Source organism: Burkholderia sp. BCC0097 (assembly GCF_902832985.1).
Classification (GTDB): domain Bacteria; phylum Pseudomonadota; class Gammaproteobacteria; order Burkholderiales; family Burkholderiaceae; genus Burkholderia; species Burkholderia orbicola.
Map to the genome: position 1 here is coordinate 167,531 of NZ_CADFDM010000010.1, position 20,895 is coordinate 188,425.

Genomic DNA, 20,895 nt, shown 5'->3' on the forward strand with positions numbered 1-20,895 from the left:
GCCGGCAGGCGCGGCTCGCGCCGATCGCGCCGGCGCCGACGAGCGGGGCGCGGCAGCCGGCCCGACAGCCCGGCCGCCGCGCGCCCGCTTTCCGTGCGCTGCAACAACCTGCCGGCGGATCGGCCGTGGCTGGCGGGCCGCGCGGCAACCGAGCGTATCCCCTGATGCAAGCAGGCGCGCCGGGTGTCACGGATTGGTGTTAAATACATTTCGGCGCGCCCTGGCTCGGCGCGCGAAAACGGGGCGCACCGGGTATCGGCGTAAACCCGGAGCGGACAGGGTACGAAAGGCACGAAATATCGATAACGAATCGGGCGCATCAGACCCGGTCGGACAGACGGCAGGATTCATATTGAATACCGAACCGCAAAGTTCTCGCTACAGCCTCGGGCTCGCCGCGGAAGTGCTCGCATCCGAGCAGAGCGTACTGAGGCTGATCACGCGCAACACGCCGCTGCCGGAACTGTTGGTCGAGGTTTGCCGGCGTGCCGAGGCTTTGCTCGGCGACGGCGCGTCCTGCACGATCCTGCTGCTCGATACGGACGGCGTGCACGTGCGCGTCGGCGCGGCGCCGTCGTTGCCCGCGCAGTACAGCGCGGCGATCGACGGCGCGACGATCGGGCCGGCGGCCGGCTCGTGCGGCACGGCGATGTACGAGCGCCGGATGATCGCCGTCGAAGACATCGAAACCGATCCACTGTGGGCCGACTATCGCGCCATCGCGTTGCCGCTGGGCTTGCGCGCGTGCTGGTCGGTGCCGTTCCTCGACGATGCGGGCGCCGTGCTCGGCGCGTTCGCCGTCTATCACCACCGGCCGTGCCGGCCGAGCGACGAGGAAACCGCCCTGTTGCGCGATATCGGCAACAGCGTCGGCCTCGCGGTGCACCAGGACCGGATCGCGCGACAACTCGCGCGCAGCGAGGAACATCACCGGCTCGTCGTCAACAGCCTGAGCGAGGGCATCCTCGTCATATCGCGCGAAGGCGTCGTGATCGCGAGCAATCCGAGCGCGAACCGGATGATGCGCGTGAAAGGCGAACTCGTCGGCCGCCGGCTGTCGACGGTGATCCTGCGCAAGCTGCGCGAGGACGGCACGCCGATCGACCCGCACGACTGGCCGAGCCGGCGCGCGCTCGAGACGGCCACGCCGATGCTCGACTATACGGTCGGCTTCGGTCTCGCGGACGGCGACATCATCTGGGTGCGCGGCAACGCGGTACCGATCGTGAGGCCGGGCGAGACGCAGGCCGACTCGGTGCTCGTGTCGTTCAACGACATCGGCCCCGTGCGCGAAGCGCAGCAGCAGTTGCGCTACATGGCGACCCGCGACGCGCTGACGGGCCTCTACAACCGCCGCTGGCTCGGTGACCGCATGCGCGAGCTGTTCTGCGCGCACGACGTGGCGGCCGGGCCGGCGCGCGTCGCGATCCTGTTCATCGATCTGGTGGGCTTCAAGAAGGTCAACGACACGGCCGGCCACGACGCCGGCGACGCGCTGCTGCGCAGCGTCGCGGCGCGGCTCGCGGCCTGCGGGGAGGGCCGCTACGCGCTCACGCGCGTCGGTGGCGACGAGTTCGTGATTCTCGTCGACGATTGCGACGATCCCGATCGTCTGTCGCTGCTCGCCCGCGAGGTGATCGAGGCGATCGCGAAGCCGTTCGCGATCGCGAACAACGAGTACTGGCTCGGCGTGTCGATCGGCATCAGCGTCGCGCCGCGGGACGGCGACGATGCCGTGACGCTGATGCGCAACGCCGATTCGGCGATGTACGACGCGAAGCAGCGCGGCCGCAACCACTTCACGTTCTTCACCGCGCAGCTCAACCTGCGGTTGCAGCGCCGCTTCGCGATCGAACAGTCGCTGCGGCGCGCGCTCGCGTCGGACCTGCTGCGGCTCGCGTATCAACCCGTCGTCGATGCGCGCAGCGGCCGCACGGTCGGCGCCGAGGCGCTGCTGCGCTGGACGAGCCCCGAGCTCGGGCCGATGTCGCCGACGGAATTCATTCCGGTCGCGGAAGATACCGGGCTGATCGTCGCGATCGGCCAGTGGGTGCTCGAAACCGCGTGCCGGCAGGTGGCCGAGTGGCGCCGCACGATCGCGCCGGACCTGATGCTGGCCGTCAACCTGTCGCCGCGGCAGTTTCACGAGGGGCTCGTCGAATCGGTCGGCCGCTGTCTCGCGCAAACGCGGCTCGACCCGTCGGCGCTCGAACTGGAGATCACCGAAGGCGTGCTGATGAACGACACGGACACCGTGCTGCCGATGCTCGAGGCGCTCACGGACATGAACGTGCGGATCTCGGTCGACGATTTCGGCACCGGCTATTCGTCGCTCGCGTACCTGAAGCGCTTTCCGCTGCACAACCTGAAGGTCGACCGCTCGTTCGTGTCGGGCGTGCCCGATCATCACGACTCCGTCGCGATCACGCAGGCGGTCGTCGCGATGGCGCATTCGCTCGGGATGAAAGTCACGGCCGAAGGCGTCGAGACGCAGGCGCAGTCGTGGTTTCTGCAGCAGATCGGCTGCGACATGCAGCAGGGCTATCTGTTCAGTCGCCCGCTGGAGGCGAGCGATTACGCGCGCCGGCTCGGCGCTGCATAAGCGCGCGCTCGGCCGGTGTTCCGCTAGGGCCCGTTATTGGCGTGAACAGGCCCTAGTGCGCGCCGAATCCTCCGGCGCCCGGCGGCGGCGTCGACGACGGATCGATCTCGACCCGGTTCTTGCCTTCGTGCTTCGCGCGATAGAGCGCGCGGTCGGCCGCCTCGATCAGGACGGTCGTCGGCAGGCCGGGCGCGGGCACGATGCTCGCGCCGCCGATGCTGATCGTCACGGTGTGGTTGCCCGTCGACGAATGCGCGTGCCGCAGTCGCAGCGCCTCGACCGCGAGGCGGATCTTCTCGCCGAGCAGCCGCGCGGCGCCCGGCGACGAGGCCGGCATCACGACCGCGAATTCCTCGCCGCCGAAGCGCGCGGCGAAATCGCCCGACTGCCCGAGGCAGCGCTCGATCGTCGAGGCGATCTGCTTGAGCACGCTGTCGCCCGACACGTGCCCGTACGTGTCGTTGTAGAGCTTGAAGTTGTCCACGTCGATCATCAGCAGCGACAGCTCGCTGCGCTCGCGCGCGCCGCGCCGCCACTCGGCGGCCAGGTATTCGTCGAGATAGCGCCGGTTCGACAGCCCGGTCAGGCCGTCGGAGTGCGTGAGGCGCCGCAACTCGAGATTGGCCTCGAGCAGTTGCTGCTGCGACTGCCGCAGCGCGCGATAGGCTTCGTCGCGCTGCAGCAGGTTCAGGTACGAGCGCGAGTGGTAGCGGATGCGCGCGACGAGTTCGATGCGATCGGGCAGCTTGACCAGGTAGTCGTTCGCGCCGGACGCGAACGCGGCGCTCTTGATCACCGGTTCTTCCTGCGTCGACAGCACGATGATCGGCACGTCGCGCGTCGCCGGGTTCGCGCGGTATGCCTTCACGAGGCTCAGCCCGTCGGTGCCCGGCATCACGAGGTCCTGCAGGATCACGGTCGGGCGCGTCTCGACCGCGGTGGCCATCGCGTCGTCCGAGCGCGGGCAGTAGTGAAAGTCGATGCCTTCCTCGTCGACGAGCGCGCGCCGCACGGCTTCCGCGACGATCGTCTGGTCGTCGACCAGCAACACCATCGCCGGCGCGTCGGCGGGCGACGCGGTCGGGCCGCCCGGCGGTCGAGTCAGGTCAATCGTCATGGTCGATGCGGATTGTGGCGGTTGTCGCGGTCGTTGCAGGGGCAGGCATGGGTGTTGCGCGTGGTCATCGTCGGGGTTCAGATCCGCGCCAGCGCCGCCAGTTCGCCCGCGATGCGCCCGAGCGGCAGGATCGCCCGCGCCGCACCGAGCGTCGCGGCCGCCTTCGGCATCCCGTACACGGCGCTGGTCGCTTCGTCCTGCGCGATCGTATGGTAGCCCTTCATCCGCAGCGCCTTCAGGCCGATCGCGCCGTCGCGGCCCATCCCCGTGAGCAGCACGCCGATCACGCGGCCCGGCCAGTGCTCGGTCAGGCTGTTGAAGAATACGTCGACCGACGGGCGATACGGCGTGGCGGCCGGCTCCCGCGTGTATTCGATCGTGCCGGCGCGCGTGATGCGCAGGTGATCGTCGGTCGCGGCGAGCAGCGCGACGCCCGGTTGCGGGCGGTCGCCTTCGCGCGCGACGCGCACCGCGAGCCGGGTCTGGCCGTCGAGCCATTGCGCCATGCCTTCCGCGAACGCACGATCGACGTGCTGCACGATCACGATCGGCGCATTGAAATCGGCCGGCAGGTTGCCGAGGATCGACGCGAGCGCGCCGGGGCCGCCGGCCGATGCGCCGATCGCGATCAGCGGGCCGGCGCCGCCGCGCGCGGCCGCGTCGGCGAGGCGCGAGCCGCCCGGTGCGTCGAGCAGGCGGCCGATCTGGTCGATCTTCGCGAGCAGCAGTTTCGTCGTGTCGCCGGCCGCGCCGTCGCCGAGCCGCGGCGTGTCGACCGCGTCGAGCGCACCGGCGCCCATCGCCTCGAACACGCGCCACGCGTTCGCGCCGATGCAGCTCGTCACGATCAGGATCGCGCACGGTCGTTCGGAGCGCATGATCCGGCGCGTCGCCTCGATGCCGTCGAATTTCGGCATGATCAGATCCATCAGCACGATGTCGGGCGGCTGCGCGGAGCACAGTTCGACGGCCTGCGGGCCGTCGGTCGCGACCCACAGCACGCGGTGCTCGGGCCGTCGCGCGATCGCGCGGCGCATCGCCTCGACGGCAAGCGGGAGGTCGTTGACGATGCCGATGTTCACAAGCGGAATTCTCCGGTCGGTTCGTGGTGTTGGAGGTGGGCCGGGTTCATGGAAGGGCGCAGCCTGTTCGGCGCGGCCGGGCGGCATCGGCGGCCGGACGGCGCGGCATTCTTTTCGGTTGGCGACGCCCGAATGCTGTCATGCGGCGCGGGCGGCGGCAATCGAAAAATATGCGCATTGTGCGGTTTCAGTACGTTTCCTCTATGGCGATGCCGCATTGCCTGCCAGCGGGCCGGTCGATCCTGTCCGACAGGCCGCAAAAGTCCGCATGTTACCGTGCCGGCATCGACAAAAAAGCAAGGAGAGAACCGGATGAGCGCGCCCGATACCGTCCTCGTCAGCCGCGACCCGTACGCGCCGATCGTGATCGAGCAGGACGGCCGTTTGCTGTACCGGATCCACATCGAAAGCGGGCACGCGTCGTTCGACCGCGATTTTCCGGTCGAACCCGATGCGGTGCGGGTGCTGCGCGACGATGCCGAGCGCTACTATTTTCTGTTCGCGGCGCTTCACCATCCGTACCAGCTGAGCGCGACGAACCTCTCCGACGCGGAGCGCGAGCGTTATTTCGGCACGATCCTGTTCGCCGGCCGCGACGAAGTCGAAGCTTTCATGACGGAACGCGATCGCGCCAGCAACGGCGCGGTGGCGAACCTGCTGAGGATCTTCACGCAGGCCGATTACCGGCAACTGCGCGAGGGCCGGTGGTTCGGCATGGGCGCGGGCAGGCCCGCCGCGTAGCGGGCCGTAGCGCGCATCCGGCCGCGCGGCCGCGGGCCTGCCGCCACGCCGTCAATGGCTGCGCGCGTAGCCCTGGATCAGCGCGCGCATCATCCCTTCAACCGTCGCGTCGCGCAGGTCGGCTTCCTGCTCGGCTTCCTCGACGAGCGCGGCATAGGCGGTCGCGAGCGTCACGCGGTCGACTTCATGGCGTTGCTCCATCAGCGTCACCATCCCGTCCTTCGCCAGATGAGCGGAGAACGCGCGGCTGCCGATGGTCTGGAATACGTCAATCATGGCGGCTCTCCCGTACGTTGCCGATGCTCTTCAGTGTAGTCGGCGTCCCGGGGCTGCGCCACGCGCGCCGGGCGGCCCGATTCGTCCGATGAAACGCGGCCGACACATGGCGCGTGCACGGTGTCCATCGGCTTCAACGTTTACCCGAACCGGCAAATTGTCGACTTTTTATCGATAAAGTCTCGTGTTAGATTTCGCCGTCCGAGCCCGATGCAAACCGGGCCGGCAGCGCGTGGCCGGCGTGCCGCGCGTCCAGACACAAGGAGGGGAAATGCTGGTGCTGATTGGGGTGCCGATCGTCGTGATCGGCTTCGCGCTGCGCTTCAACGCGCTGCTGGTGGTCACGATCGCGGGGCTCGCGACGGGGCTGGCGGGTGGGCTGAATCTCGTCGACATCGTCAGCGCGTTCGGCAAGGCGTTCGCCGAGAACCGCTACATGGGGCTGATCTGGCTCACGCTGCCGGTGATCGCGCTGCTCGAGCGCAACGGGCTCAAGGAGCAGGCGAAACGGATGATCTCGCGAGTGCAGGCGGCCACCACGGGCCGCGTGCTGATGCTGTACTTCGTGCTGCGCCAGGCGACCGCCGCGCTCGGCCTCACGTCGCTCGGCGGCCACGCGCAGATGGTGCGGCCGCTGATCGCGCCGATGGCCGAGGCCGCCGCGGTCGGCCGGCACGGCGAGCTGCCCGAGGCGGTGCGCCAGCAGATCCGCGCGCATGCGTCGGGCGCCGACAACGTCGCCGTGTTCTTCGGCGAGGACATCTTCATCGCGATCCAGTCGATCCTGCTGATCAAGGGCTTTCTCGAACAGAACGGCATCGCCATCGAGCCGCTGCACCTGTCGGTATGGGCGATCCCGACCGCGATCGCCGCGCTGCTGATCCACTGCACGCGCCTCGCGCTGCTCGACCGCCGGCTCGCGCGCGGCTTCGGCCTGGTCAAGCAGGAGGGCGTGCGATGATCGGCCTCGAATCGCTGTACACGCTCGCGGGGCTGATGTTCACCGCGTTCGCGTACTTCAACCTGACGGATCGCACGAACCCGCGGCGCGTCGTCAATTTCGCGTTCTGGGCCATCTACGCGGCCACGTTCCTGTTCGGCGCGCTGCTGCCGCATTTCGTGACGGGGTGCCTCGCGATCGCGCTCGCGGTGATCGCGGGCTCCGGCAAGCTCGGCCGCGGCCAATCCGACGAGGCCGGCGAAGCGGCGGCCGGGCGGCGCGAGACGCTCGCGCAGCGCTTCGGCAACCGGCTGTTCCTGCCCGCACTGCTGATTCCGCTCGTCACGCTGATCGGCACGTTCGCGCTGAAGCTCGTGCCGTTCGTCGAGCCGAAGAGCGTGACGCTGATCTCGCTCGTGCTCGGCACGATCGTCGCGTTCGTCGTCGCGCTCGCGATGCTGCGCGATTCGCCCGTGCATGCGCTGAAGGAGGCGCGCCACACGATGGACGCGGTCGGCTGGGCCGCGATCCTGCCGCAGATGCTCGCGGCGCTCGGCGCGCTGTTCGCGGTCGCGGGCGTCGGCGGCGTGGTGTCGGGGCTCGTGAAGGACTGGGTGCCGATCGATTCGCCGTTCGCGGTGGTCGCGGCCTATACGGTCGGCATGGCGCTGTTCACTATGATCATGGGCAACGGCTTCGCCGCGTTCCCGGTGATGACGGCCGGTATCGGCCTGCCGCTGATCGTCCACCAGTTCCACGGCAATCCGGCGATCATGGGCGCGATCGGGATGCTGAGCGGCTTCTGCGGTACGCTGATGACGCCGATGGCCGCGAACTTCAACATCGTGCCCGCCGCGCTGCTCGAACTGAAGGACAAGAACGGCGTGATCAAGGCGCAGTGGCCGACCGCCGTGCTGCTGCTGGCCGTGAACACGCTGCTGATGTACGCGTTCGTATTCCGCTTCTGATTCGATGGACGAGATCCTCATGACCGACCGACTCACCCCCGAACTCGCGTCGAAATTCGCGTCGCTCGCGCTCGCGCACCTGACCCGCGAATATCCGAACAAGCTCACGCATGCGCTCGAAGGTCCGCACGACGTGCAGGGCCCGCGCGCATTGCATCCGATCTTCTACGGCAGCTACGACTGGCATTCGTGCGTGCACGGCTACTGGCTCGTGCTGCGCGTGCTCGAACGCTACCCGGCACTGCCGGAGGCCGAGCGCATCGTCGCGACCGTCGATGCGCATTTCACCGACGCGAACGTCGCCGGCGAGCGCGCGTATCTCGCGCGGCCGCACAACGCCGGCTTCGAGCGGCCGTACGGCTGGGCGTGGCTGCTCGCGCTCACCGCGCAGCTCGAGCGGCTCGCGCTGAAGGGCGTGCTGCCGCAGGCCGCGCGCTGGGCGAAGACGCTGGCGCCGCTGGCCGACCTGTTCGTGTCGCGCTTCGAGACGTTCCTGCCGAAGGCCACCTATCCGCTGCGCGTCGGCACGCATTTCAACACCGCGTTCGCGCTGGCGCTCGCGCTCGATTTCGCCCGCGACACGCAGCGCGACGGGCTCGCGGCGCTGATCGTCGATACCGCGAAGCGCTGGCACCTGAACGACGTCGCGTGCCAGGCGTGGGAGCCGTCGGGCGACGAATTCCTGTCGCCCGCGCTGATGGAGGCCGAACTGATGCGGCGGGTGCTGCCGGCCGCCGAATTCGACGGCTGGTTCGCGCGCTTCCTGCCCGATCTCGCGCAAGGCGAGCCGGCCACGCTGTTCGAGCCGGCGACGGTCAGCGACCGCAGCGACGGCAAGATCGCGCACCTCGACGGGCTGAACCTGAGCCGCGCGTGGTGCCAGCGTTCGCTGGCCGGCGCGCTGCCGGAAGGCGATGCGCGGCGTGCGAAGCTGCTCGACGCAGCTGATCGGCATCTCGCGAGCGCGCTCGCGCACGTGGCCGGCGATTACATGGGCGAGCACTGGCTCGCGACGTTCGCGTTGCTCGCGCTGGACGCGTAGCGCGCGAAACCCCGCCGGCGGCGAGGTCTTCGGCGCGCGGCTATACTCGCCGCTCGGGCCGCTTCGCGCAGCATGCATTGCGCGAAGCGCGCCATCTGCCAGCCAACCGCCAGTTCGGCGCCTCGCCATGGACAAGCTTGTTTTCTACGTCGCCGCGATCCACGGGCTCGCCGGCCCGGTGCAGGTCATGTCGCACGCGACGTCGCACGATCGCTGGACCGACGACGACGCCGAAGTCACGCGCGACGAAACCGAATACCGTTTCGACAACGGCGCGATCGTGCGCCGCTCGGTCGAGCAGGACCGTGCACCGTCCGACCTGATGTGCGCCGAATGCTGGATCGACTACGACGTGCTGCGCCGTCCCGATGCACAGCCGATCAGCCCGGCGCGGCTGACGTTCGACAACGCATGCCGCGAGACCTTCTGGTTGCGGTACCACCTCGCGTGAACGGGTTGGGGGCCGCATCAGCCCTGCGGCCGACGAAGCGCGTGCCGGGGTGTCGGCGCGGGGGGATTCAATTGATTTTTGAGAATCAATCGAATATTTTATAAATATATTAATTTTTTAAATCCCCGATATTTAACAGTCGTTCAAATTTTCCCCATGATCTCGTGGCAATAAGTTTGCCGGTGTTCTTCGAGCAAGTTTGCCAACAGAGAACGATGAATAAAAAGGCCTGCCGCCTGATGGATGCCAGGTTCCGGGGAAAGGTAGTGGCCATCGGGGAAACGGCAAGCACCTGGGCCGCACGCGCTTGCTGATTGCCCCTGTTTCACAGGCGGCGAGCTGTCCATTGACCGGTACATATGTGGTCCAGATGCACAACGGATTGCCGCAGGTAAATACAGCGAAACCATCGGATGCCGGGGAGAGCAGTCAACAGCTCTATTGTGTTATCCCGCTTTGCAATGCAGATTAATCTAAAAAGCGGAGCACACAGGATGACCTCGGTAACTCTCGATTTAGGTTCAGGAAAACGCGCAACGTTGACTTGCGCCGCAGGTTCTATCGGTGCAAGCCGATCGATGGGGCAACGCAGCGCCGTTTCGGAATTGATGCTGCACTGGCCGAAATACGCGGGCCTCACTGCCAACGCGTTGGCGTACATGCGGCAACTCGGTCTGGACGTGCTTCAGGGCACGCCGCTTGACGCGCTCAAATCCGCCATAGAAATCGGTCGCGTAGCGGTCGAGATTGACCGCGGGGTAGGCGGCGGTGGCGGTGGTGGCCAGCCGTCAATCCCACCCTTCCCGCGTGCCAGCAGGCTTGCCAGCGTGCCGCGGATGACCTCGCTGCGGGCCGACAAACCCCTACCGAGTTGGGCGACGCCTGGCGACGTGTCAGGCGACTCGCTGTTGGCCTACTTGGAAAGCGTTATTGGCGGCGGTGGCGCGGGCGGCGCAGCCGGTTTTACGGGCGGTGCCTCATCGTTGCTTGGAGATGCGCAGCCGTTCGATTATGCCGAACGCGCTGGCGAGCGTGTTGAATCGCTTGCCGCGGCGACCAACAATCCGAGCTTTGCGGCAAGGATGCTCGGCTACGATCGCAAGACGTTCGGGCAGATGCTGCATATCTTGAAGCCGGCCAACGGCTTGGGACCTGCCGACAACGTTATCTTCCACGACAGCGGGGACGTTGAATTCAAAGGCGTAATTATTGATAACATCCATGACTATGCACGCTGAGTCCCCTCCGCCCTCCGATAGCGCCCTTGCGCACGCGACGTTCATCATTTCATCGGACGGCGCGCACCCGGACACGTGGACCGCTTTCTTCGGCATCTTCCCGAGTCGAACGATCACGAAAGGGAAGCCCTATCTGCTGCCCTCCGGGCGCTTGAGTTCCCGGCCCGGAAAACTCAATCTATGGGCGCTGGAAAGCAAGGCCGCCGTTCAAAGCGATCGGTTGGAGCCGCATCTCCGCTACCTGATCGAACGACTCTCATTGCCGCGTGAAGGTCTGCTCGAGCGTATCGAACAAGCAGGGGCGCGTATGCGGTTCTTCTGTTACTGGGACAACGAAAAAGGTGATCGTGTGCCCTACGTATCGGACGCTACCCGCCAGTTGATTGAATCAGTCGGGGCAGTGATCGAGATCGACGAATATCGATAGCGTCTCCGGCTGCTGGCGTCGCCGTGACGCCTGAAGCGACGCGCGTACGTCCGTCCACCTCCCGCCCCGGCACAGGCGCGAGCTTGCGGGCAGTTCCCATTGCAGCGCGCCGCTGAGCGGTAAATAGCTAAACGATTGAATGGTTTTTGTACTAATTCGGTGAGGCTTCCGTGGGGGCGCGACCGCCTTTGCGTCGCATGCAACACCGCTTTCCATGACGAAGGCCGACGCGCGGCGGCGACGACTCGCTACACTGCCGTACCGGTTGGACGGGCCCCGGCATCAGGCCCGCGAGCAAGGAGACAGAAGAGGATGGAGACCCCACGCGCAGCGGTCGTCACGTACCGCGGCAATGCGATCGAGAACACGCACGTCGCCCATGTGGCGGTCGTCGATGCACGCGGCCGGCTGCTGGCCCGGTTCGGCGATCCGTACCGGATGACGCTCGCGCGGTCGGCGGCCAAGCCGGCCCAGGCGCTGTCGGTGATCGAGACGGGCGCGCCGGAGCGCTTCGGCTTCGACGATGCGGACATCGCGCTGATGTGCGCGTCGCACAGCAGCGAGGATCGTCATATCGAACGCACGCGCGCGATGCTCGCGAAGGTGGCCGCGCACGAATCGGATCTGCGCTGCGGCGGCCATCCGCCGTTGTCCGATGCGGTGTACCGGTCGTGGATCAAGCGCGACTACACGCCGACCGGCGTATGCAGCAACTGTTCGGGCAAGCATGTCGGGATGCTGGCCGGCGCGCAGGCGATCGGCGCGGCGATCGCCGATTACCATCTGCCCGACCATCCGATGCAGGTGCGCGTGAAGCAGGTGGTGGCCGACGCGTGCGGCCTGCGCGACGACGAGGTCGACTGGGGCATCGACGGCTGCAACCTGCCGACGCCGGCGTTCCCGCTGGATCGGCTGGCGCGCCTGTACGCGTCGCTGGCCGACGGCGCGGACGCGGTGGAGGCGGGCGGCGCGGTGACCGAGCGGGTGCGCGCACTGGCGCGCATTCATCGTGCGATGACCGCCCATCCGGAACTGGTCGCCGGCGAAGGACGCTATTGCACGGTGCTGATGAACGCGTTCGGCGGGCAGGTGGTCGGCAAGCTCGGCGCCGATGCGTGCTACGGGATCGGCGTGCGCGCGTCGGAACGCACGCGGCAACTCGGCGCGGACGGCGCGCTCGGCATCTCGGTGAAGATCGAGGACGGCAATCTCGACGTGCTCTATATGGTCGTCAGCGAAATCCTCGAGCGGCTGCGGATCGGCACGGCCGAGCAGCGCGCGCAACTGGCCGCGTTCCACCGGCCGCGGATGCTCAACACGCAGGGCGTCGAGTTCGGGCACGCGACGTTCCCGTTCGAATTGCAGGCGGCCTGAACGCGGTGGCCGCGTCGATGCCGCCGGCCCGCGATCCGGGCCGCGCATCGGTGCGCGCTACGCGCGTGCGTCGCGAATCTTCGCCAGCTCCCGCTCCGACAGCTCGCCGATCTGCGCGAGGTGTTCCGCCAGAAAATCCTTGAGCACGCGCAGCTTCGCCGAGCTGCGCCGGTTCGCCAGATACGCGATGTAGATGTATTCGCCGGTCAGCCGGTTTTGCAGCCGGTAACGCGGCAGCACGGCTTCGAGCTGGCCGCTCGCGAGCAGGTCGCGCACCAGCCAGATCTCGAATTCCGCGATGCCGAGCCCCGCGCAGGTCGCTTCCAGCAGCAGCTCCGAGTGGTCGGTGACGAGATTGCCGGCCGGCAGCACGCTGTGCTGCGTGTCGCCGCGCACGAGCGCCCAGCGCGGATCGCCTTCCGGGTGCACGTAGCGCAGGCAGTTGTGGTGCGTCAGGTCCTCCGGCGTTGCGGGGCGCCCGCAGCGGTCGAGGTAGCCGGGTGTCGCGCACAGGATGCTGTCGTTGCGCGACAGCCGGTGGACGACCAGGTTGTCCAGGTAGTTCTCGCCTTCGTGGATGTCGAGGTCGAAGCCGCCGGCCACGAGGTCGTTGTGGTTGTCGGTGAGCCGCACGTCGAGCTGGATCGTCGGATAGCGCGCCAGAAACGGCGCGATCAGCGGCGCGAGATGACGGCGGCCGAACGCGACCGGCGCGGTGAGCTTCAGCGGGCCGCTCGGCTGCGCGTTCAGCTCGGCGACGACGCGCAGCGTGTCGTCGAGATCGGCGATCAGCGTGACCGCGCGCTCCAGGTAGATATGGCCGGCTTCGGTGAGCGTCACGCTGTGCGTGGAGCGGTGCAGCAGCGCGACGCCGAGTGCCTCCTCGATCGCAGTGACCTTGCGCGCGACGGTCGACGTCGATACGTGCATCTCCTTCGCGACCGCCGAAAAACTCCCTGTTTCGACCACCCGCACGAACGCGCGCATCGCGCCCAGATGATCGATGCCGATTTCTCTCGCGCCTTTTTTCATTCGATTCTCGCTGTTGCGTCCCACGCAAAACCGCTTTCGATAATACAGAAGCGAGCTTGTTTTTGCAAAGGCATAGAATGCGAACCCGTCGCGTCGGGAAGTGGCGAACGACGAGCGGCACGAGACATCCAGGAGGGGCACGATGACCGAAAACGGCTTCCGCGTCGAAGCGGATCTTTTAGGCAAACGAAGTATTCCGGATGCCGCCTATTACGGCGTCCATACGCTGCGCGCGAAAGAGAATTTCGACATTTCCGGCCGCACCATCGCGTCGCTGCCGTACCTCGTGATGGCGCTCGCGTCCGTGAAGGAAGCGGCGGCCGACGCCAATTGCGAACTGGGGCTGCTGCCGCGGCCGTACCGCGATGCGATCGCCGCCGCGTGCGTCGAGATCCGCGAAGGGCGGCTGCACGACCAGTTCGTCGTCGACGTGATCCAGGGCGGCGCCGGCACGTCGACCAACATGAACGCGAACGAGGTGATCTGCAACCGCGCGCTCGAAATCATGGGGCACGCGCGCGGGCAGTACGAATACCTGCATCCGAACGAGCACGTCAATCTCGCCCAGAGCACCAACGACGTCTATCCCACCGCGATCCGGATCGCGACCTGCTTCGCGGTCGAACACCTGCTCGAGGCGATGGCGCGGCTGCGCGATGCGTTCGCGGAGCGCGCCGACGCGTTCGCCGGCTTGCTGAAGCTCGGCCGCACCCAATTGCAGGACGCGGTGCCGATGACCCTCGGCCAGGAATTCTCGACCTACGCGGTGATGCTGACGGAAGACATCGCGCGGCTGCAGGAGGCCGGCTGGCTGATCCGCGAGATCAACCTCGGCGCGACCGCGATCGGCACGGGCATCACCGCGCATCCGCAGTACGCGGAGAAGGCGCTGGCCGCGCTGCGCCGCATCACCGGGCTCGACCTGAGCACCGCGCCGAACCTGATCGAGGCGACGCAGGATTGCGGCGCGTTCGTGCAGGTGTCGGGCGTGCTCAAGCGGATCGCCGTCAAGCTGTCGAAGATCTGCAACGACCTGCGGCTGCTGTCGAGCGGCCCGCGCGCGGGCTTCGGCGAAATCAACCTGCCGCCCGTGCAGGCCGGCTCGTCGATCATGCCCGGCAAGGTGAATCCGGTGATCCCGGAAGTCGTCAACCAGGTGGCGTTCGAGGTGTTCGGCAACGACGTGACCATCACCTTCGCGGCCGAGGCCGGCCAGCTTCAGCTCAACGCGTTCGAGCCGGTGATCGCGAGCGCGCTGTTCCGCAGCTTCAGCCACCTGACGGCCGCCTGCACGACGCTCGCGCAGCGATGCGTGAGCGGCATCACCGCGAATCCCGAGCGGCTGCGCGAAACGATGGAACGCTCGGTCGCGCTCGCGACCGCGCTGAACCCGTACATCGGCTACAAGCGCGCGACCGCCGTGGCCGCCGAAGCGCATGCGACCGGCAAATCGATCCGCGAGGTCGTGCTGGCGCATGAACTGATGACCGACGCGCAACTCGACGAAGCGCTGCAGCCCGAAGCGTTGATCCGGCCGCGGGCGTTCTGACGTCGGGCCGTTCGCGGCCGTACCGAAAGGAAAGCGCCCCCGGAGCGGGGCGCGACACATCAACAAACAACGGAGACTCACGATGACACACCCCAGCGAGCGCCCGGCCGGTCCGGCCGGCGGCGCGGATGCCGCGCATGCCGACCCCGATGCGATGTTCGCGTCGCACGAGGCCGGCTACGCGAAGCAGTTGAAGCCGCGCCACGTGCAGATGATCGCGATGGGCGGGGCGATCGGCACCGGCCTCTTTCTCGGCGCGGGCGGGCGCCTGCAAAGCGCGGGGCCGGCGCTCGCGCTCGTGTATCTCGTGTGCGGCGTGTTCGCGTTCCTGATCATGCGCGCGCTCGGCGAGCTCGTGATGCACCGGCCGACCAGCGGCAGCTTCGTGTCGTACGCACGGGAGTTCATGGGCGAGCGCGCGTCGTTCGTCGCGGGCTGGATGTACTACCTGAACTGGGCGACGACCGGCATCGTCGACATCACCGCGGTCGCGATCTACATGAAGTACTGGGCCGTGTTCACCGACGTGCCGCAATGGGTATTCGCGCTCGGCGCGCTCGGGATCGTGTCGGTGATGAACATGATCGGCGTGAAGGTGTTCGGCGAGATGGAGTTCTGGTTCTCGCTCGTCAAGGTCGGCACGCTCGCGGTGTTTCTCGCGGTCGGCGCGGTGTTTCTCGCGAGCGGCCATCCGGTGGCGGGGCAGATGCCGGGGCTGCATGTCATCGCGGAGCACGGCGGGATCTTCCCGCACGGGATTCTGCCGGCCGTGCTGATCGTGCAGGGTGTCGTGTTCGCGTATGCGAGCATCGAGCTCGTCGGCGTCGCCGCCGGCGAGACCGCAGACGCGCGCAAGGTGCTGCCGAAGGCGATCAACAGCGTGATGTGGCGCATTGCGCTGTTCTACGTCGGCTCGGTCGTGCTGTTGACGATGCTGCTGCCGTGGACCGCGTACAGCGCGCATGAAAGCCCGTTCGTCACGTTCTTCGGCAAGCTCGGTGTGCCGTATGTCGGCACGGTGATGAACGTCGTGGTGTTGACTGCCGCGCTGTCGAGCCTGAACTCGGGACTCTATTCGACCGGGCGCGTGCTGCGCGCGATGGCGATGGGCGGCTCCGCGCCGCGCTTCGTGTCGCGGATGAACGCGCGCGGCGTGCCGTACGGCGGGATCCTGATCACGGTCGCGATCAACGCGATCGGCGTGCCGCTGAACTACATCGTGCCGGCCCAGGCGTTCGAGATCGTGCTGAACATGGCGTCGCTCGGGATCATCACGACGTGGGGCTTCATCGTGATGTGCCAGATCCTGTTCCGCCGCGCGGTCAATCGCGGCGAACTGAAAGCCGTGTCGTTCCGGATGCCCGGCGCACCGTTCACGTCATGGCTCACGCTCGCCTTCCTCGTCGGCGTGCTGGTGCTGATGGCGTTCGACTACCCGGGCGGCACGTGGACCGTCGCGATGATTCCGGTCGTCGTGCTCGCGCTGGTGATCGGCTGGAAGCTCGCGAAGCGTGGCGCCGAGCGCGAGCGGGCGGCGGCGATGCCCGCCTCCGTGCGTGCCGTTGCGGATCCCGCGCAGAACGCGTGACGAACGCTTGACGTCATGCCCCGGGGGCGCCGGTCCATTCGCGGGCCGGCGCCCCCGGCGCGTTCGATTCGACTTCAGTTCAATCCGGCGCGCTCGCCGACCCATCGGCCGAAATCGCCGGCCATCTCCGCGGTCAGTTCGTGGCCTGCCGCATACAGCCGCGTGTCGTGCGCGACGCCGAGCGCCGTCAGCTTCGCATCGGCCTTGTCCGCCCACGCGACGGGCAGCTTGTCGTCGAAGCGGCCGTGCACGATCAGCGCGTGAAGCGGGAGAAGCGCATCGCGCGGCGCGATCAGCGGATCGATTTCCGGCAGGATGCGCCCGCACAGCACGGCGAACGCGCTCACGTCGCCCGGCGACGTGAGGCCCACGCTCGCGCTCATGATGCCGCCCTGGCTGAAGCCGGCGATGACGGTCGGCAACGCGGGTGCGGCGCCATCCTGTTTGCGCAATGCATGCAGCAGCGTGATCAGCTGCACGCGGCTCTCGTCCGCACGCTCCGCATCGATTTCAGGGCCGTTCGGGCCGAAACGCACCGGAAACCACGCATGCTGACTGGGCCCGAACGTGAGCGGGCCGCGCAGGAACGCGATTTCGATGCGCGGATCGATCGCGTCGGCCACGTTCAGCAGGTTGGTTTCGTTGCCGCCGACGCCGTGCAGCAGCAACAGGCGGGCGGCGGGACGGCCGGCGGCCGGGCGTACACGGTACTGCAGGCCGGAATCGGGGTCGGTGGTCAGCGGCAGGGTGGCGGTCATCGCGTGGGTCCGGAAAGGGATCGATGCGACAGTCTAGAGCGGGCGGATCGGGAGGGGAATCGCCGGGGCGGGATTGATTGTTTCCTGGGCGGAATGAATCGGGCACCGTGCGTTGCGGAGCGGATCGCGATGTCACGCGGCCAGGCATGGCCGGACGGCCCGGATATATGCCGACGACAGGCCGATCGGACGACTCGTCATTCTCACGTACAGTTGATAAAATAGATACATTCTGTAGATACGTGAGGATGGAGCGATGGATACTGCAAAGCTCTTCAAGCATGGCGGCTCGCAGGCTGTCCGGCTACCGAAGGATTTCCGCTTCGACACGGCCGAGGTTCGCATCCGCCGCCACGGGGCGGCCGTCATTCTCGAGCCGATGCCGCAAGACTGGGCATGGCTGGCACCGCTGATCGGTCCGGTGGACGCCGATTTCGAGGCTGCCGCGACCACGCAGCCGTCCGGTCAGGAGCGCTCGGGCCTGGACGTGTTCGAATGAAGTTCCTGCTGGATACCAACGCGGTGATCGCCATTCTCAAAGGCGAGCCGGCGATACTGGCCCGTTTGCATGCCTGGCACCCGGCCGATTTCGGGATCCCCGCGATCGTCGCGCACGAGCTTTACTACGGCGCGTACAAGAGCCAGCGAGCGGCTGCGAACGTCGCGCGTGTCGACGCGCTGCAGTTCGAGGTCGTATCGTTCGACACCGAGGATGCACAGCATGCGGGTGAAATTCGTGCGCACCTGATCGCGGCCGGCACGCCGATTGGTCCATACGACGCCTTGATCGCAGGGCAGGCGCGCGCGCGGCACCTGGTGCTGGTCACGCACAACGTCCGCGAATTCGAGCGCGTTCCGCGGCTGCAATTCGAAGACTGGGTCGCGGAACCGAGGGCAGACTGAACGGCAGGTCATGCAAGATCGACATTAACGAACCTGCCCGACAAACCCCACATCGATCATAAAGAGATGCCAGGAAAAACGACCCGTCGATAATACGCAAACGTTTTGCCGGCATTCAATAAAATGGATTTGGCGGGGCATGAATAAAACAATGAATATCCGCTATTCCGGTGATTCGTCGAACGCCGCATCCTTACTGAGTATGGCGACCGAAAGTTAACGGCAAGTCGGCAAAAAACTTTAGGCTTTTCCCCACGCAATTATTCATTTCATTTTCCTCAATGACCGATCGATTTTCGGTCATCGGACAGTCATACATCATCCCCGATAATTCGGCGCTCACATTCTTTCAATAGACCAAAGGGCGATCGAACCCGGATCGCTGCGGGGAGCTGTACTCATGACCATCCGTCATCGCATTACGCTGCTAGTCGTCCTGACGTTCTTCGCGCTGTCCGCGATCGGCATCTACGCCGTGTACCAGACGCGCAAGAGCGCGTCCGAGGTGCGTCAGGTCACCCAGGGAATCGTGCCGAGCGCGCTCGCGTCGGCGGATCTCGTCGCCGACGTGAAGAACATCCAGATCGCGACGATGACGCTCGTCTACGCGCCCGACGCGAACACCGCCGCCCAGGCGCGCGACGAGCTGAAGGCGAAGCAGGCCGCGCTGCGCGCCGCACTCGACACGCAGGCGAAGTCGGCGGTCGGCCAGGCGCAGGTCGGGCTCGTCGCGCAGGCGAAGGACAGCGCCGCGAACTATTTCGCGGCGATCGCCGACACCGTGAAGATGAAGACGGACGGCAAGGCCGAGATGGCGCAGGCCTACCTGTTCGCGAACGTCGCGCAGTATCGCGACGAACTCGAAAGCATCGTCGACACGCTGCGCGTCGAGAAGAACCGCCAGAAGGACGACGCGATCGGCGCGCTGAACGGGATGCTCGCGACCACGGCGACCGCGATCGCGGGCGTCGCCGGCACGGTGATCGTGCTGCTGACCGCGCTCGGCTTCGTGCTGTATCGCCAGATCACGCGCCCGCTGATCGGGATGCAGACGGCGATGAGCGAGATCGCGACGAGCCAGGATTTCACGCGCCGCGTGCCGGTGGGCCGGATGGACGAGATCGGCCATTCGATCGTCGCCTTCAACGGGATGATCGAGAAGATCCAGGAGAACGCCGCGCAACTGAAGCAGAAGACGGCCGACATCCAGGCGATGCTGCAGAACATGCAGCAGGGCATCCTGACCGTCGTCGAGGGCGGCGTCGTGCACGCGGAGTATTCGGCGTACCTCGAAACCATCTTCGAGACGAACGACATCGCCGGCCGCGACCTGATGGCGCTCGTGTTCGACGATTCGGCGATCGGCGCCGACGCGCGCTCGCAGGTCGACGCGGCCGTGCATGCGTGCCTCGGCGAGGACAGCATGAACTTCGGGTTCAACGAACACCTGCTCGTCAACGAAGTCGCGAAGCGGATGCCGGACGGCCGCGAGAAGTGGCTCGACCTGAGCTGGTCGGCGATCACCGACGAGACCGACACGGTAGTGCGCCTGATGCTGTGCGTGCGCGACGTGAGCGAGATCCGCGAGCTGACCGCGCAGGCCGGCGAACAGCAGCGCCGCCTCGAGATGATCGGCGAGATTTTGTCGATCAGCCAGGACAAGTTCCACGACTTCGTGCACAGCGCGAAGGGCTTCCTCAGCGAGAACGAGCGGATGATCCGCCAGCACGAGCGCGTCGATCACTCGATCGTCGCGGCGCTGTTCCGCAACATGCACACGATCAAGGGCAACGCGCGCACCTACAGCCTCCAGCATCTGACGAACATCGTCCACGAAGCCGAGCAGGCGTACGAATCGCTGCGCCGCGCGGACAGCGGCCCAGAGTGGAACCGCGACGCGCTGATGGAGGATCTGGCGCGCGTACGCGAAGCCGTCGACCACTACGCGACGATCAACGCGGTCACGCTCGGCCGCAGCGGCGAGCCCGCTCCGAATGGCGCCGATTTCCTGATGGTCGAGCGCGCGCACATCAGCGAGAGCCTGCGGGTGCTCGACGGCGCCGATCCGGCGAACGCGTCCGACTGGCACGCGGCGCGCGATGCGGTGCGGCGCATGCTGAGCCAGCTCGGCACGCAAGGGATCGGCGACGCGCTCGGCGGCGTGATCGAGTCGCTGCCGTCGCTCGCGGCCGAGCTCGGCAAGCCGGCGCCCGTCGTGCACATCGACAGCCACGGCCAGCGGGTGCGCAGCGAGATCGTCGCGACGCTGAAGAACGTGTTCATGCACCTGCTGCGCAATGCGATCGACCACGGGATCGAATCGTCCGACGAGCGGCGCGCGGCCGGCAAGGCGGCATCCGGCACGATCGACATCGCGGTCGGCGTGGGCGGCGGCGAACTGTGGTTCGTGCTCGCCGACGACGGCCGCGGCCTCGCGCTCGACCGGATTCGCGGCATCGCGCGCGAGCGCGGCTGGATCGATGCCGCGAGCGAAGCGGCGTTATCCGACGAGGATGTCGCGGAGCTGATCTTCCGGCCCGGCTTCTCGACCGCGCAGACGGTGACCGAAGTATCGGGGCGCGGCGTCGGCATGGACGCGGTGCGCAATTTCCTGAAGCGTGACGGCGGCGATATCGCACTGCGCTTCACCGACGATCGCGTGGGGGCGCCGTATCGCGCGTTCGAGACGATCGTGTCGCTGCCGGCGCGCTTCGCGGCGGACGGCGCCGCGCCCGGCACGGGGCACGCGCAGCGCGCACGCGTCGCGGATATCGACGCAGCGGAGTGACGGCGTGATCGTGCAGGCG

Annotated in this window: 19 protein-coding genes; 14 read left to right on the forward strand and 5 right to left on the reverse strand. The window is 67.0% G+C overall.

The genetic code is table 11. The features are described 5' to 3' along the window. Positions 1-352 precede the first annotated feature (352 nt). On the forward strand, positions 353-2,602 hold the full coding sequence (locus HWX07_RS29770) for an EAL domain-containing protein (RefSeq protein WP_175878708.1): 2,250 nt from the start codon (positions 353-355) through the stop codon (positions 2,600-2,602). Between the two features lie 52 nt (positions 2,603-2,654). Here the strand turns inward: HWX07_RS29770 and HWX07_RS29775 are convergent, their stop codons facing one another. Both HWX07_RS29775 and HWX07_RS29780 read right to left on the reverse strand, forming a co-directional pair. After that, positions 2,655-3,719 (reverse strand): diguanylate cyclase, encoded by a 1,065-nt coding sequence (locus tag HWX07_RS29775; RefSeq protein WP_027808944.1) that lies wholly within the window; start codon positions 3,717-3,719, stop codon positions 2,655-2,657. A gap of 77 nt (positions 3,720-3,796) precedes the next feature. After that, positions 3,797-4,801, reverse strand: a complete 1,005-nt coding sequence (locus HWX07_RS29780; RefSeq protein WP_175878709.1) for a chemotaxis response regulator protein-glutamate methylesterase — start codon at positions 4,799-4,801, stop codon at positions 3,797-3,799. Between the two features lie 312 nt (positions 4,802-5,113). Between HWX07_RS29780 and HWX07_RS29785 the strand changes: the two genes are divergently transcribed. Next, entirely contained in the window at positions 5,114-5,542 is a 429-nt protein-coding gene (locus HWX07_RS29785) for a hypothetical protein (protein ID WP_175878710.1), read from the forward strand. A gap of 51 nt (positions 5,543-5,593) precedes the next feature. Here the strand turns inward: HWX07_RS29785 and HWX07_RS29790 are convergent, their stop codons facing one another. Continuing rightward, positions 5,594-5,818, reverse strand: coding sequence for a hypothetical protein (locus HWX07_RS29790; protein ID WP_011548005.1), 225 nt, complete (start codon positions 5,816-5,818; stop codon positions 5,594-5,596). A gap of 271 nt (positions 5,819-6,089) precedes the next feature. Here HWX07_RS29790 and HWX07_RS29795 point away from each other — a divergent pair, with 271 nt between their 5' ends. The 7 genes from HWX07_RS29795 (at position 6,090) to HWX07_RS29825 (ending at position 12,258) form a co-directional block, all read left to right on the forward strand. After that, positions 6,090-6,779, forward strand: a complete 690-nt coding sequence (locus HWX07_RS29795) for a DUF969 domain-containing protein (protein ID WP_175878711.1) — start codon at positions 6,090-6,092, stop codon at positions 6,777-6,779. After that, a complete protein-coding gene (locus tag HWX07_RS29800) occupies positions 6,776-7,726 on the forward strand; it encodes a DUF979 domain-containing protein (RefSeq protein WP_175878712.1) in 951 nt (316 codons plus the stop codon). The genes HWX07_RS29795 and HWX07_RS29800 overlap by 4 nt, the downstream gene beginning before the upstream one ends. A 19-nt stretch (positions 7,727-7,745) precedes the next feature. Then, on the forward strand, positions 7,746-8,768 hold the full coding sequence (locus HWX07_RS29805; RefSeq protein ID WP_175878713.1) for a DUF2891 domain-containing protein: 1,023 nt from the start codon (positions 7,746-7,748) through the stop codon (positions 8,766-8,768). A 127-nt stretch (positions 8,769-8,895) separates the two neighbouring features. Continuing rightward, on the forward strand, positions 8,896-9,219 hold the full coding sequence (locus HWX07_RS29810; RefSeq protein ID WP_175878714.1) for a hypothetical protein: 324 nt from the start codon (positions 8,896-8,898) through the stop codon (positions 9,217-9,219). A gap of 494 nt (positions 9,220-9,713) precedes the next feature. Next, positions 9,714-10,457: a hypothetical protein gene (locus HWX07_RS29815; protein WP_175878715.1), complete on the forward strand. Its 744-nt coding sequence runs from the start codon at positions 9,714-9,716 to the stop codon at positions 10,455-10,457. After that, the gene (locus HWX07_RS29820; protein ID WP_175878799.1) at positions 10,447-10,884 is read left to right on the forward strand and encodes a DUF4279 domain-containing protein; all 438 of its coding nucleotides are present in this window, start codon (positions 10,447-10,449) and stop codon (positions 10,882-10,884) included. Before HWX07_RS29815 ends, HWX07_RS29820 begins: the two co-directional genes overlap by 11 nt. A gap of 312 nt (positions 10,885-11,196) precedes the next feature. Then, positions 11,197-12,258, forward strand: a complete 1,062-nt coding sequence (locus HWX07_RS29825; RefSeq protein ID WP_175878716.1) for an asparaginase — start codon at positions 11,197-11,199, stop codon at positions 12,256-12,258. A 57-nt stretch (positions 12,259-12,315) separates the two neighbouring features. Here the strand turns inward: HWX07_RS29825 and HWX07_RS29830 are convergent, their stop codons facing one another. Beyond that, entirely contained in the window at positions 12,316-13,290 is a 975-nt protein-coding gene (locus HWX07_RS29830; protein ID WP_175878717.1) for a LysR family transcriptional regulator, read from the reverse strand. Between the two features lie 142 nt (positions 13,291-13,432). Between HWX07_RS29830 and aspA the strand changes: the two genes are divergently transcribed. Beyond that, positions 13,433-14,839, forward strand: a complete 1,407-nt coding sequence (gene aspA, locus HWX07_RS29835; RefSeq protein ID WP_175878718.1) for an aspartate ammonia-lyase — start codon at positions 13,433-13,435, stop codon at positions 14,837-14,839. A gap of 82 nt (positions 14,840-14,921) precedes the next feature. Then, entirely contained in the window at positions 14,922-16,427 is a 1,506-nt protein-coding gene (locus HWX07_RS29840) for an amino acid permease (RefSeq protein WP_175878719.1), read from the forward strand. A gap of 74 nt (positions 16,428-16,501) precedes the next feature. On the opposite strand, the gene HWX07_RS29845 is transcribed toward HWX07_RS29840, so the two are convergent. Next, positions 16,502-17,185: a phospholipase gene (locus HWX07_RS29845; RefSeq protein WP_175878720.1), complete on the reverse strand. Its 684-nt coding sequence runs from the start codon at positions 17,183-17,185 to the stop codon at positions 16,502-16,504. Between the two features lie 256 nt (positions 17,186-17,441). Here HWX07_RS29845 and vapB point away from each other — a divergent pair, with 256 nt between their 5' ends. The 3 genes from vapB (at position 17,442) to HWX07_RS29860 (ending at position 20,876) form a co-directional block, all read left to right on the forward strand. Continuing rightward, positions 17,442-17,684 (forward strand): type II toxin-antitoxin system VapB family antitoxin, encoded by a 243-nt coding sequence (vapB, locus tag HWX07_RS29850; protein WP_069230948.1) that lies wholly within the window; start codon positions 17,442-17,444, stop codon positions 17,682-17,684. Further along, complete coding sequence (locus HWX07_RS29855; RefSeq protein ID WP_175878721.1) at positions 17,681-18,088, forward strand: type II toxin-antitoxin system VapC family toxin; 408 nt, start codon at positions 17,681-17,683, stop codon at positions 18,086-18,088. Before vapB ends, HWX07_RS29855 begins: the two co-directional genes overlap by 4 nt. A 400-nt stretch (positions 18,089-18,488) precedes the next feature. Further along, the gene (locus HWX07_RS29860; RefSeq protein ID WP_175878722.1) at positions 18,489-20,876 is read left to right on the forward strand and encodes an MCP four helix bundle domain-containing protein; all 2,388 of its coding nucleotides are present in this window, start codon (positions 18,489-18,491) and stop codon (positions 20,874-20,876) included. Positions 20,877-20,895 lie beyond the last annotated feature (19 nt).